Origin of the sequence: Herbaspirillum huttiense, assembly GCF_004367745.1 — a bacterium.
Taxonomy (GTDB): domain Bacteria; phylum Pseudomonadota; class Gammaproteobacteria; order Burkholderiales; family Burkholderiaceae_D; genus Herbaspirillum; species Herbaspirillum huttiense.
Genome location: NZ_CP037993.1, coordinates 5,509,538 through 5,522,648, shown reverse-complemented (window position 1 = coordinate 5,522,648; position 13,111 = coordinate 5,509,538). Strand labels below are relative to the sequence as shown.

Below are 13,111 nucleotides of genomic sequence, written 5' to 3'. Positions count from 1 at the left end.
CGGTGGTATTGATGCAAGTGACGCATCAATGAAAAACGCCGGCGGGGATGACCCGGCCGGCGTTATTTTTTATCGCGGATGTGGGCAGTGCGTCAGCCCGCCTTCTTCTTCATCTCGCGCTCTTCCTTCTGCAGCTTGGTCTTGATGCGGTTGCGCTTCAACGGCGACAGGTATTCGACGAAGACCTTGCCCTTCAGGTGATCCATCTCATGCTGGATGCACACGGCCAAGAGCTCATCGGCATCGACCTCGAAGGCCTTGCCGTCGGCATCAAAAGCGCGCACCTTCACGCGGGCCGGACGTTCCACGCCATCGTAGATGCCGGGCACCGACAGGCAGCCTTCGTCATAGACGCGCTTCTCTTCGCTGGCCCAGAGGATCTCGGGGTTGATGAAGACCTGCAGGTTCTTGCCCTCATCGGAGACGTCGATGACCACCACCTGTTCATGCACATCCACCTGGCTGGCGGCCAGGCCCACGCCGGGGGCGGCATACATGGTCTCGGCCATGTCGGCCACCAGCTTCTTGATGCGCTCGTCGAAGACGGTCACGGGGACCGCGACCTTGTGCAGGCGCGGATCGGGATAACGGAGGATGTTCAGCAGGGCCATACGTGTGTTCTCGGTAAGCTTGGGGTTCGGTCTCGGGGGACCTGGTTCGGGCCGGATCTCGTCATTTTGCGAGCGTGCGGGAAATTCATTTCGGGATTTGTCATGTAAATGCGGCCGAAGCGCGACGCTTCAAGCACGGCCACCGCACAATGCCGGTCCTGGCAGGCCTGTGCGGCGTGGCGCGGCGGCCAGGAGATTCCCGTTTTTTGGAAAAGTGTATCACAGCCCGCCACAGGCCCGCCCGGAGAGCCGCGCCGCACGGCCTTGAGCGGGCGGCCGATGTACAACACTTCATCTATCCTCATGCAAGAGCCTTTCCACGACACTATTGCCGATCCGGCCACAGAACTGGCCGCCTGGCTGCGCCTGGCCATGACGGACGGCATCGGGCCGGTGCTGGCGCGCCGGCTGCTGGCGGTGTTCGGTTTGCCGCAGGGTATCTGGCAGGCCGATCAGGGGGCCTTGCGGGCGGTGGTGCCGGCCCCGGTGGCGGCCCGCCTGGTGTGCGCGCCGACCGCACAGCAGCGCGAGCGCATCGCCGCCACGCTGGCCTGGGCGCAGGTGCCGGGGCAATCCGTCATCACGCTGGCCGATGCAAGCTATCCGCCGGGATTGCTGCAGATTGCCGATCCTCCCTTGTTGCTCTACGTCCGCGGCAATCCGGCACTGCTGTCGGGCAATGCGCTGGCAGTGGTGGGCAGCCGCAATGCCACGGCCCAGGGCGTGCAGCATGCGGGCCGGTTCTCCGAGGAGCTCAGCCGTGCGGGCATCACCATCGTCTCGGGGCTGGCGCTGGGCATCGACGCAGCGGCCCATGCCGGCGGATTGGCCGGGCCGGGCTCGACGGTGGCGGTCATCGGTACCGGCATCGACCTGGATTATCCCCAGCGCAATCGCGCGCTGGCACAACGCATCGCCGAGGGCGGCTGCATCGTCAGCGAATATGCGCTGGGCACGCCGCCGCTGGCAGCCAACTTTCCGCGCCGCAACCGCCTGATCTCGGGCATCTCGCGCGCCGTGCTGGTGGTGGAAGCGGCGGCGCAATCGGGTTCGCTCATCACCGCGCGCATGGCGGCCGAGCAGGGGCGGGATGTGTTTGCCATTCCGGGGTCGATCCACGCGCCGCTGTCCAAAGGCTGCCATCAGCTGATCCGCCAAGGGGCCAAGCTGGTCGAGACCACGCAGGATATTCTCGATGAGCTGCCCGGCTGGTCGACGTTGCCGAAGCAGCAAGCTGTCGTGCAGGCAACTTCATCGCGCGCCATGGAAGAGCTCGATGCGGCAAGCCAACAGTTATTGCAGAGCCTGGGCCATGACCCGGTCGATGCCGATACCCTCGCGTTGCGCTGCGGCCTTGATGCAGCGGGCCTGGCAGGGAGTTTGCTAACCCTGGAACTGCAGGGTTGGGTGGAGCTGCTGCCGGGTGCACGTTATCGTCGCATCGTGTGAAGAAATTATCCCCGCAGCGCCGCAAATCCTGCCATACTGGCCTTGGCTGACTTGTACATTCATAACCTTCGCGATAGAGTACGAACATGTTTGATGTCCTCGTTTACCTGTACGAAACCTACTATCGCCCTGATGCCTGCCCCGAACCCGAGGCGCTCGTCAAAAAGTTGTCCGCGATCGGTTTCGAAGAAGATGAAATCTCCCAGGCACTCGGATGGCTGACTGATCTTGAAGTCGCCAATCACGAATTCGCCGACAACTATCCCCGACAGACCGCCTTTTCCTTCGGTACGCGCATCTATGCGACGCAGGAAAGTGACATTCTGGGCGTGGAAGCCATCGGTTTCATCCAGTTCCTCGAATCGGCCAAGATGCTGGACCCGATCCAGCGCGAGATCGTCATCGAGCGCGCCCTGGCCGCCGGTGAAGCGCCGATCACCCTGGAAAAACTCAAGGTCATCGTATTGATGGTGCTGTGGAGCCAGGGCAAGGAACCGGACGGCCTGATGTTCGAGGAGCTGTTCCTCGACGAAGACGATACCGAACCGCGCCTGCTGCACTGAACGCACCGGCCTGGCACGAGCGACAGGGCTGGGAGGGAGCCTTGCTGACAACGTGCTGACGCCGCATCCCCGTGCTGTTGCTTCATTTCAAGCCATTTCGGCATGAATGAACATAAAAGCCGGCGAAAGCGCATGAATCAATGAAACGGCAAGCCCTTGTGCTTGCCGTTTCATTTGCATCACGCTTATCATTCCCCCGCATTGGCCCGATATTGGCTACTATATAAAAATTCCGTTGTCCACAGGCAATGAAACGCCGGCCACTTGCGTAGCTTGCCGCCGCCTATCGTTGACCGCCTGGGATGGCATGGTGTTGTTTCGGAGCAGTCCGGCCCCACGTGAGGCTGATGCAACTCCCGCAGCACGCCAGCAACTGACCTCTCACTACCGAGACCCATACCTATGAGCAAGACCCTCATCATTGCCGAGAAGCCCTCTGTCGCGAACGACATCGCGAAGACGCTCGGCGGCTTCACCAAGCACGATGAGTATTTCGAATCCGACGAGTACATCCTGTCCTCGGCCGTCGGTCACCTGCTGGAAATCGCAGTCCCCGAGGAATACGACGTCAAGCGCGGCAAGTGGAGTTTTACCCACCTGCCGATGATTCCGCCGCACTTTGCGCTCAATCCGATCGCCAAGACCGAGTCGCGCCTGAAGGTGCTCTCCAAGCTCATCAAGCGCAAGGATGTCACCACCCTCATCAACGCATGTGACGCGGGCCGCGAAGGTGAACTGATCTTCCGCCTGATCGCGCAATACACCAAGGCCAAGCAGCCGGTGAAGCGCCTGTGGCTGCAATCGATGACGCCCGGCGCCATCCGCGAGGGCTTCTCCCATCTGCGCGATGATGAAGAAATGCTCCCGCTGGCCAATGCCGCGCGCTGCCGCAGCGAAGCTGACTGGCTGATCGGCATCAATGGCACCCGCGCCATGACCGCCTTCAACTCCAAGGAAGGCGGCTTCTATCTCACCACCGTGGGCCGCGTGCAGACGCCGACCCTGTCCATCGTGGTCGAGCGTGAAGAGAAGATCAAGAAGTTCATCCCGCGCGACTACTGGGAAGTGCACGCCGAATTCGTCTGCGCCGCCGGCATCTACAAGGGCCGCTGGCTGGACAAGGGCCACAAGAAGGATGAAGCCGATCCCGAGAAGCGCCCCGAGCGCCTATGGAGCAAAGCGGCTGCCGACTCCATCGTGGCCGCCTGCCGCGACAAGCCGGGCAATGTCACCGAGGAATCCAAGCCGACCACGCAGATGTCGCCGGGCCTGTTCGACCTGACCAGCCTGCAACGCGAGGCCAACTCGCGCTTCGGCTTCTCGGCCAAGAACACCCTGGGCCTGGCCCAGGCGCTGTATGAAAAGCACAAGGTGCTGACCTATCCGCGTACCGACTCGCGCCACCTGCCCGAGGACTACATCAACACGGTCAAGGACACCATGGAGGCGCTGGCGGAGAACAACAACTACCACCAGTTCTCCAAGCAGATCCTCAAGCAAGGCTGGGTCAAGCCGAACAAGCGCATCTTCGACAACACCAAGATCAGCGACCACTTCGCCATCATCCCGACCACCCAGGTGCCCAAGAACCTGTCGGAGCCGGAACAGAAGCTCTACGACCTGGTGACGCGCCGCTTCATGGCGGTGTTCTTCCCGCCGGCCGAGTTCCAGGTGACCACCCGTTTCACGGAAGTGTCGGGCCACCAGTTCAAGAGCGAAGGCAAAGTCATGATCAACCCCGGCTGGCTGGCCATCTACGGCAAGCAGGTCGAGGAAGATGACAAGGACAAGGAAGGCGGCGGCAACCTGGTGGCCGTGGCCCCGGGCGAGAAGGTCAAGACCGACAAGGTCACCGCCAATGGCCTGGTCACCAAGCCGCCCGCCCGCTACACCGAAGCCACGCTGCTGTCGGCCATGGAAGGCGCGGGCAAGCTGGTGGATTCGGATGAGCTGCGCGAAGCCATGGCCGGCAAGGGCCTGGGCACGCCGGCTACGCGCGCGGCCATCATCGAAGGCCTGCTGAACGAAAAGTACCTGCTGCGCGAAGGCCGCGAAATGATGCCCACCGCCAAGGCCTTCCAGCTGATGACGCTGCTGCACGGCCTGGGTGTGGATGAATTGACCGAACCCGAACTGACCGGCGAGTGGGAACACAAGCTGGCCCAGATGGAGCGCGGCAAGATCAGCCGTGACGAGTTCATGCGCGAGATCGCGCAGATGACCCAGATCATCGTCAAGCGCGCCAAGGAATACGACAACGACACCATCCCCGGCGACTATGCGACCCTGCAGACGCCTTGCCCCAACTGCGGTGGCGTGGTGAAGGAAAATTACCGGCGCTTCGCCTGCACCAAGTGCGAATTCTCGATGAGCAAGGTGCCCGGTGGCCGCCAGTTCGAAATCGCTGAAGTGGAAGAGCTGCTGCAGAACCGCACCATCGGTCCGCTGCAGGGCTTCCGTTCCAAGATGGGCCGTCCGTTTGCGGCCATCCTGAAGATTTCGCGCGACGAAGAGATCAAGAACTTCAAGCTGGAATTCGACTTCGGCCAGGACCAGGCCGATGGCGAAGGCGGCGAGCCGGTGGACTTCAGCGAGCAGACCCCGCTGGGCGCCTGCCCCAAGTGCGGCAGCGGCGTCTACGAAATGGGCCTGGCCTATGTCTGCGAGAAGACCGTGGCCAAGCCCAAGGCCTGCGACTTCCGCAGCAGCCGCATCATCCTGCAGCAGGAAATCCTGCCGGAGCAGATGGCCAAGCTCCTCAACGACGGCAAGACCGACCTGCTGCCGGGCTTCATCTCGCAACGGACGCGCCGGCCTTTCAAGGCCTTCCTGGTGCGCGGCAAGGATGGCAGGATCAGCTTCGAGTTCGAGGAACGCAAGGCCAAAGCTCCCGCCAAGGGCAAGGCTGCCGCAGCGGACGCCGATGACGGTGCCGACGAGGCTGTAGCCAAGCCGGCCGCCAAGAAGACGGCGACCAAGACGGCGGCCAAGACCACGGCCACCAAGACCAAGGCGGCAGCGGCCAAGAAGCCGGCCCTGCGCAAGGCGACGCCGAAGAAGGCTGCGGCTCCGGACGCCTGATTTCCATCGGCCGAAAACGACAAAGGCCTCGCACTGTTCGGTGCGAGGCCTTTTGTTTTTTTATGCACGACGCTTCACCCACGACCCGTTCGGACTGAGTAGGCCCGTAGGGCCGTATCGAAGCCAGTCCTGAGCCTGTCGAAGGGGCGCTCGCTGGATCACATTCGGCGTGTCTTCGATACCCTGCTGCGCCGCTACTCAGCCCGAACGGGTGGTGGGAGATTTTTCGGCGGTTGTTCAGTCGCTATAGACCACCGTCAACGGCGCATGATCCGAAAAGCGCTGTTCCTTGTAGATCGCTGCACTCACCGCCTTGGCCGCAATGCCCGGCGTGGAGACGTGGTAATCGATACGCCATCCCACGTTGTTGGCCCAGGCCTGGCCGCGGTTGCTCCACCAGGTGTAGGCTTCGCCGGTGGTCTCCGGATGCAGGCGGCGATACACGTCCACCAGGCCCAGCTGGTCGAAGATGCGCGTCATCCAGGCGCGTTCTTCCGGCAAAAAGCCTGAATTCTTCTGGTTGCTCTTCCAGTTCTTCAGGTCGATTTCCTTGTGGGCGATGTTCCAGTCGCCACAGATGACCACTTCGCGACCGCTCTTTTCCAACTCCATCAGGTGCGGCAGGAAGGCTTCCATGAAGCGGAACTTGGCTTCCTGGCGTTCCTCGCTGGAGGAACCCGAGGGCGCATAGAGCGAGATCACGGTCAGGTCGCCGTAGTCGCATTCGACATAGCGGCCTTCGTCATCGAATTCGGTATTGCCGAAGCCGATGCGCACCGAGTCCGGCTGGCGGCGGCTGTAGACGCCCACGCCCGAGTAGCCCTTCTTCTGGGCATAGTGGAAATGGCCGACATAGCCGGCCGGGGCCAGGAAGTCTTCGGTCATGTCGGCCGCCTGGGCCTTCAGTTCCTGCACGCAGACGAAGTCCGGCGCTTCCTTTTGCAGCCACTCGAAGAAGCCCTTCTTGGCGGCCGAACGGATTCCGTTGAGGTTGGCGGAGACGATTTTTGGCATGGATGTCCTGTTTGCTTGCTGCAGAAGTGTGTTCAATCAGGCCGGTAGCATAACCGATAGGATGAATCATTTAAAATGGCGGCCTGATGAAGGCTTTGCCACCGCGCTGCCTTGCCTGGCGGCAAGCGGGCGCGGTCCGCACCTTCCGTTTTGACTCTTCCCGGGAAATGCATTGTGAGCAACTTGAGACAGGAATTCATCGAATTCGCGGTATCGGCCGGCGTGCTGCGCTTTGGCGAATTCGTCACCAAGGCGGGCCGTACCTCGCCTTACTTCTTCAACGCCGGCCTCTTCAGCGAGGGCGCGACCCTGGCCCAGGTGGCCCGCTTCTACGCCCAGACCCTGCAGGATTCGGGCGTGGAATATGACATGCTGTTCGGCCCCGCCTACAAGGGCATCACCCTGGCCTCGGCCACCGCGGTGGCGCTGGCCGGCATGGGCCGCAATGTCCCCTTCGCCTTCAACCGCAAGGAAGCCAAGGACCACGGCGAAGGCGGCACCATCGTCGGCGCCAAGCTGCAGGGCAAGGTCGTCATCATCGATGACGTCATCTCGGCCGGCACCTCGGTGCGCGAGTCGGTGGACATGATCCGCGCCGCCGGTGCCACCCCCTGCGCCGTGCTGATCGCGCTGGACCGCATGGAGCGCTCGGGCAAGGATGGCGCGCTCTCCGAACTGTCGGCGGTGCAGGAAGTGGCGCGCGAGTACGACATGCCGGTCATCTCCATCGGCAACCTCAATGACCTCTTCGAGTACATCTCCAATGGCGGCGATGCCCGCCTGAGCCAGTACAAGGATGCGGTGGCAGCGTATCGGACCCGTTACGGCGTCTAAGTGCCCTGGAAATGCCGCTAAAAGGCATTAAATGAAGAAAAAGGCTGGATCCGCGAGGTTCCAGCCTTTTTTGCGTGCGCGTTGGAAGGTTTATGCCAAATTCTGAGGCACGGTGGTCACGCGCTGGCGCTGCAGGCGATCATCGAGCTCCCCGACCTGGGCCGCGACGGCGTTCTCGGTCTGTTCCACGCGCTGGTGGATGTCGCGTTGCAAGGCATCCAGGCGCTGTGCCAGCAGGGTTTGCTGTTCGGTCTGACGGCGCTGCAGCTGTTCCAGCTCGGTCTTCAGGTAGCCGCGCAGGTCATTGAAGCGCGAATGCTCGGCCTGGTCGGCCAGGGCGCGCTGGGCTTCCAGCTGCTTGGTCAGGCGGCGGCTTTCCAGCATCACGCTGGTCTGCAGGGCCAGGATGTAGAGCAGGAAGAAGGCCGTCAGCACCACCACCACGCCCAGCATCACCGCGCCCAGCGGTGCCTGGAATTCGGTGTAGATCAGCGAGAGCGTGGTCGTGGCCGTAAAGGCCGTCCAGTTGACGGCGGCGAAGATGGCGACCAGCGCCAGCAGCACGATGAGGAAAATGGTCCGGAATTTCATGACGGCCTCCTTGTGTTGTCGATGTTGTCCAGGATGTCGGCAGGCACTGGCATCAAAAGGTGCTTGTCTTGGCGACAATATGAATTTCTTGGACTGCGGCAAGGGCGGGGATGTTCCTTGCCCTTGTCATCCTGTCATCTGCCATCAGCGGCGGACATGAAAAAGCCGGCATCAAGCCGGCTTTCAAGAGGGAGGGGCGAGCGGTACGGGCTCAGGCCGCCAGCGCCTTTTCCAGCAACTGGTGCAATTCGGCGAACTGCGGCTCACCGACGTAGCGCTTGATGATGTTGCCATCCTTGCCGATGACGAAGGTGGTCGGGGTCAGCTTGACGTCGCCGAAGGCCTTGGCCAGCGTGTCCTGCGGGTCCAGCGCGACCTTGAAGGGCAGCTTGCGGGTTTCGGTGTAGTTCAGCACGTAGTTGGGCGGGTCATAGCTCATGGCGACGGCCACGAAGTCCAGGCCACGGTCCTTGAACTTGTTGTAGGTGTCGATCATTTGCGGCATCTCGCCCACGCAGGTGGTGCAGCTGGTGGCCCAGAAATTGACCATGACCACCTTGCCGCGCAGGTCTTTCAGCGCAACTTGCTGGCCATCGAGCTTGGTGAACGTGACGTCGGGCGCGGCATTGCCGGCATTGAGCTTGAAATAGGCGAAGGCGGCGACTGCAGCCACCACGAGGACGGCTGCCAGCTTGATCATGAGACCGCTCTTGGGCGCGTTGGCCTGTGCTTGCATGGGAAACTCCGGATCCGGACTGCGGGAAGAGGCCTGCCACTGCATACGGCAGCCTCGTTGAACTGAAGCATTATAGACCTCGCCGCAGAATTCTGCGGGCGGCCCCTGCACGTGAAAACCGCCGGACTCGCCGGCGGTTTGACCTGCATCAGCTACGCAGCTGCCATCAGCTGGTGGACTTGTTCTCGCTGGCCGGCTTGCGCTGGTAGTCCTTCAGTTCGTCCTCGGTGATGTATTCGAACAGGGTCACGACCTTGTTCACACCGGAGACGCCGCTGGCGATCTGCGCCGCACGCTGGCCTTCACGCTGGGTCACGCGGCCCAGCATGTAGACGATGCCGCGCTCGGTGGTGATCTTGAAGGCGCTGGAGTACAGCGTCTTGTCGTCCACCAGGCTGGCCAGGACCTTGCTGGTGATGAGTGCGTCGCTGGAGCGCGAACCGAAGCTGGACGACGGGCCCACTTCCAGTTCGTTGTACACCGTATCGACGTTCTGGATGGCCTTGGTTTCACGCTCGGCGGCGGCCTTGGAGGCTTCGTCCGGCACTTCGCCCGAGAGCAGCACCTTGCGGTTGAAGGCCGTTACGTTGACGTGGGAGCCAGAAGCCACCACTTCGGGAATGCGGGCTTCGCCCTTGACCACGATGGACTTGTCTTCCGTCTGCGCGCCCAGGGTGCGGCGGTCGGTGGCGGCGAAGGTGGTGGCCAGCGCACCGCCGGCAAACACCGCAAAACAGCCCTGCAGGCTCAGGGCCACCATGCCGCCGAGGGCCACGGCCGCCAACGGACGGCGCAGGCGGGTCAACAAGGATCGTGCATCATTCATTCGCATCATCTCCAAAAAGCGCGACGTCGATACCGTCGCAAATGCAGTGCAGCGACACCAGATGCACTTCCTGGATGCGCGCAGTGCGTTCATGCGGCACACAGATATGCACATCGGCGTCGGTCAGGATCTTGCCGATCTTGCCGCCACCCTTGCCGGTCAGGGCCACCACGCGCATGTCGCGTTCGTGCGCCACTTCGATGGCGGCCAGGATGTTGCCCGAATTGCCCGAGGTCGAGAAGGCCAGCAGGATATCGCCGGCCTGGCCGAAGGCCTGGACTTGCTTCGAGAAGATTTCCTGGTAGCTGTAGTCGTTGCCCACGGCGGTGAGGATGGACGTATCGGTGGTCAGCGCCAGGGCCGGCAGCGGCAGGCGCTCACGTTCGAAGCGGCCCACCAGTTCGGCGGCGAAGTGCTGGCTGTCGGCGGCCGATCCGCCATTGCCACAGGCAAGAATCTTGTTGCCATTCGACAGTGCAGTGAACATTAGTTCAATCGCCTGTTCGATCGGTTGGGCCAGAACACTGGCGGCCTTCATCTTCAGGTCGGCGCTTTCCTGGAAATGGGCGAGGATGCGGGGATTTGTCATAGTGCCTGCGATTATAGAGGACTTGAACGCGGCCAAGTCCGGGCAATTCGTAAAGAGAAGTTTCCGGAATCCGGTCGCACATGATACGCCAGCGGCCCGCTGTCGCGCCAAACCGTCCGCTGTTCAAGCCTCGATGGCGTTGCGCAGCCACTGCAACTGGCCGCCTTCCACCGTCACCACGTCGAAGCGGCAGGCCGGCAGGCGCGCTTGTCCTTGCAGCCAGACCTGGGCGGCCACCAGCAGGCGCCGCTGCTTGGCCGGCGTGACGCTGGCGGCCGCACCGCCATAGGCGCTGCTGGCGCGGGCGCGCACTTCCACGAAGACGATGGTGCTGCCCTCACGCAGGATCAGGTCGATCTCGCCGCCCTTGCAGCGAAAATTGCGCTGCACCAGCTGCAGGCCCTGCGCCTGCAGGTAGGCCAGCGCCCGGTCTTCGCCATCGTCCCCGGTACGCTGGCGCGCCGTGCGCCGTAGCAGGTTGCCTGGCGCCACGATGGCCTCAGTACTGGTCGGCCATCGGCACCGGCCAGCCATCCTGGTAGACCGCCTGGGTTTCCTGGCGCTGGAAGAAGGTGGTGCCGCCGCTGACCATGTTCACGTTCAGCCGGCCGGTGACGCCGTCGATGTCGAAGCCGGATTGCTTCTGGGCGATGCCCCAGGCCACCCGGTAGGCATCGATGCCCAGCGCGTACAGGCGCGCCAGGTCGGGATTGGGACGCTCGTTGTCATTGACGGCAGGGCGCGGGTAGCGGGCTACGGCCACGTTGTCCGGCTGCAACTGCCAGGGGATGTCGATCAGGCGCACGCCATCGAGTTCGGGCAGCTTGTCATTCGGGTTGTCGCGCTTGAGGGTGAAGGGATTGATCTGCGAAGTCCCGTACAGCGGCAGCTCGTTGCCGACGGCGCTGCGCAGTTGCACGGTCTGCGCCGCATCCAGGGCGACGAAGATCAGGGCCGGCTTTTCCTGTTCCACGCGCTTGGCCAGTTGCGCCAGGCCGGGCGCGGAGAGGGCGTTGGAGGGCGTGCTCAGTTCCAGCGTTTCCACCTGCAGGCCGAGCTGGCGCGCGCGCAGCTGGAAGGAGCGGGCGGCGCGCTTCTGCCAGGCGGTGCCGGTGGAGATGGCGAAAATCTTGCCGGGGGCCTTTTCCTTCTCGACCCAGTTGGCGACCTGGCGTGCTTCCTCGTCGATGGACAGGCCCACGGCCAGCATCTGCGGCGGCAACTGCAGTTCGGTTTCGCCATTCATGTCGGGCTGCGCCAGCGCCACCGTGGGTTTGCTCACGCGCCCGCTCTGCGCCACGGCGGTGACGGCACTGCGCGAGAGCGGGCCGACCACGATGTCGAACTTGGCGGACGCGTCGTCATAGGCGCGCTGCATGTCAGGCGCGGAGTCGCCGGTCTCGACGATGGCCAGCTGGATATTTTCCTTCTGGCGCGAATAGGCCGTCAGGAAGCCCGTGCGCACGGCATCGGAAGCCGCGCCGAAGGCACCGCTGCGCGAGGGCAGCAGCAGGGCCACGCGGACGGGTGTCGGGGTTGCGGGTGGCGGCGGGACGGCGGGTGCGCCGATGGCGGCTGATTCCATCTCGGGGGAGGTGCCCGGCGGCAGGGCCAGCGGGGCAGGGTCGGCCGCACCAGTCGTGGCAGCCTGGGCCAGCAGAGGTACACTGTCGGCTGCTGCGGCGCCAGCCGGCATCATCCATGGTGCCAGCATGCCTGCCAGCAGGGCCGCTTGCGCGGTCATTTTCTTCCAACTTGTGAACATCCCGCCCCCTCCAATGAATCAGAATTCCAGCGTCGCCGCCTCCATCCTGCAGGATGCCGCCCAGCAAAGCTATCCGGTGTCGGCATTATATGTGCTGGCCACGCCCATCGGAAACGTCTGCGACATCACCCTGCGCGGCCTGCATGTGCTGGCCATTGCTGACGCGGTGGCCTGCGAGGATACCCGCAATACCAGCCAGTTGCTGCAGCGTTATGGCCTTTCCAAGCAGTTGCTGGCAACCCACGAACACAATGAGCGCGAAGCCGCCGCCAAGATCATCGAACGCCTGCAGGCCGGCCAGCGCGTGGCCCTGGTCTCGGACGCCGGTACCCCGGCCATCTCCGACCCCGGCGCCCGTGTAGTGGACGCCGTGCGCGCCGCAGGGTTCCAGGTCATCGCCTTGCCCGGTGCCTCGGCGGCGGTGACGGCCTTGTCGGCTTCGGGCCTGACCGATGCCCGCTTCCACTTCGTCGGCTTCCTGCCAGCCAAGACCCGCCAGCGTGAGACCGCCTTGCAGGAACTGGTGGCGCTGCAGGCCGCGCTGGTGTTCTATGAAGCCCCGCACCGCATCGTCGAGACCGTGCAGTCCATGCTGCAGGTCTTCGGCCCCACCCGCCAGGTGGTGCTGGCGCGCGAGCTGACCAAACTCTTCGAACACATCCACCGCTGCCCGCTGGGCGAGGCCGTGGCCTGGCTGGAGCAGGATGCCAACCGCCAGCGCGGGGAATTCGTGGTCTTGCTGGAAGGGGCGCAGCCGGTCGAGGGGGAAGATGCCGAGGGCGAACGCGTCTTGCGTATCCTGCTGGAAGAGTTGCCGGTCAAGCAGGCCGCGGCATTGGCCGCGCAGATCACCGGCCACAAAAAGAACGCCTTGTATGAACGCGCCCTGCAGATCCGCCAAGGCGCGCAAGCGGATGAGGACGAGGACGCCTGACGCCGCACAGGCCCCCGGTTCGGCCGGTTTTTGCGATCAAATGAAGGTTTTTGCGGGCCACTCCTGCGCGGCCCGCACCACCGCCCTGCGTTGAAATGCCTCTGCAGGGCGGATGAAG

The 13,111-nt window shown here is 63.4% G+C and carries 13 protein-coding genes; 5 read left to right on the top strand and 8 right to left on the bottom strand.

Annotation, left to right across the window (positions count from 1 at the left end; translation table 11 throughout):
- Positions 1–92: 92 nt before the first annotated feature.
- A complete protein-coding gene (def, locus tag E2K99_RS24655) occupies positions 93–611 on the bottom strand; it encodes a peptide deformylase (protein ID WP_039790192.1) in 519 nt (172 codons plus the stop codon).
- Positions 612–914: 303 nt separating this feature from the next.
- Here def and dprA point away from each other — a divergent pair, with 303 nt between their 5' ends.
- The 3 genes from dprA to E2K99_RS24640 all read left to right on the top strand — a co-directional run bounded on the left by dprA (position 915) and on the right by E2K99_RS24640 (position 5,704).
- The gene (gene dprA / locus E2K99_RS24650; RefSeq protein WP_205703732.1) at positions 915–2,060 is read left to right on the top strand and encodes a DNA-processing protein DprA; all 1,146 of its coding nucleotides are present in this window, start codon (positions 915–917) and stop codon (positions 2,058–2,060) included.
- A gap of 86 nt (positions 2,061–2,146) precedes the next feature.
- On the top strand, positions 2,147–2,623 hold the full coding sequence (locus E2K99_RS24645) for a Smg family protein (RefSeq protein ID WP_034339991.1): 477 nt from the start codon (positions 2,147–2,149) through the stop codon (positions 2,621–2,623).
- Positions 2,624–3,025: 402 nt separating this feature from the next.
- Entirely contained in the window at positions 3,026–5,704 is a 2,679-nt protein-coding gene (locus E2K99_RS24640; RefSeq protein ID WP_134223907.1) for a DNA topoisomerase III, read from the top strand.
- 237 nt (positions 5,705–5,941) lie between these two features.
- Here the strand turns inward: E2K99_RS24640 and E2K99_RS24635 are convergent, their stop codons facing one another.
- Complete coding sequence (locus tag E2K99_RS24635; RefSeq protein WP_039790188.1) at positions 5,942–6,718, bottom strand: exodeoxyribonuclease III; 777 nt, start codon at positions 6,716–6,718, stop codon at positions 5,942–5,944.
- A gap of 174 nt (positions 6,719–6,892) precedes the next feature.
- Between E2K99_RS24635 and pyrE the strand changes: the two genes are divergently transcribed.
- Positions 6,893–7,552: an orotate phosphoribosyltransferase gene (pyrE, locus tag E2K99_RS24630; RefSeq protein WP_008333588.1), complete on the top strand. Its 660-nt coding sequence runs from the start codon at positions 6,893–6,895 to the stop codon at positions 7,550–7,552.
- Positions 7,553–7,642: 90 nt separating this feature from the next.
- On the opposite strand, the gene E2K99_RS24625 is transcribed toward pyrE, so the two are convergent.
- From E2K99_RS24625 to E2K99_RS24600, 6 genes are all read right to left on the bottom strand, one after another.
- Positions 7,643–8,143 (bottom strand): LapA family protein, encoded by a 501-nt coding sequence (locus E2K99_RS24625; protein WP_034340000.1) that lies wholly within the window; start codon positions 8,141–8,143, stop codon positions 7,643–7,645.
- A gap of 211 nt (positions 8,144–8,354) precedes the next feature.
- Entirely contained in the window at positions 8,355–8,879 is a 525-nt protein-coding gene (locus tag E2K99_RS24620) for a peroxiredoxin family protein (protein WP_134223906.1), read from the bottom strand.
- Positions 8,880–9,045: 166 nt separating this feature from the next.
- Positions 9,046–9,705 carry a BON domain-containing protein gene (locus E2K99_RS24615; RefSeq protein ID WP_039782950.1) on the bottom strand — a complete coding sequence of 220 codons (660 nt, stop codon included), beginning with the start codon at positions 9,703–9,705 and terminating at the stop codon, positions 9,046–9,048.
- Positions 9,698–10,294 carry a phosphoheptose isomerase gene (locus E2K99_RS24610; RefSeq protein ID WP_039782952.1) on the bottom strand — a complete coding sequence of 199 codons (597 nt, stop codon included), beginning with the start codon at positions 10,292–10,294 and terminating at the stop codon, positions 9,698–9,700. Before E2K99_RS24610 ends, E2K99_RS24615 begins: the two co-directional genes overlap by 8 nt.
- Before the next feature lie 123 nt (positions 10,295–10,417).
- Positions 10,418–10,786, bottom strand: coding sequence for a YraN family protein (locus tag E2K99_RS24605; protein ID WP_134223905.1), 369 nt, complete (start codon positions 10,784–10,786; stop codon positions 10,418–10,420).
- A 7-nt stretch (positions 10,787–10,793) separates the two neighbouring features.
- Complete coding sequence (locus tag E2K99_RS24600; protein ID WP_134223904.1) at positions 10,794–12,059, bottom strand: penicillin-binding protein activator; 1,266 nt, start codon at positions 12,057–12,059, stop codon at positions 10,794–10,796.
- Positions 12,060–12,072: 13 nt separating this feature from the next.
- Between E2K99_RS24600 and rsmI the strand changes: the two genes are divergently transcribed.
- On the top strand, positions 12,073–12,993 hold the full coding sequence (rsmI, locus tag E2K99_RS24595; protein WP_134223903.1) for a 16S rRNA (cytidine(1402)-2'-O)-methyltransferase: 921 nt from the start codon (positions 12,073–12,075) through the stop codon (positions 12,991–12,993).
- Positions 12,994–13,111: the final 118 nt, after the last annotated feature.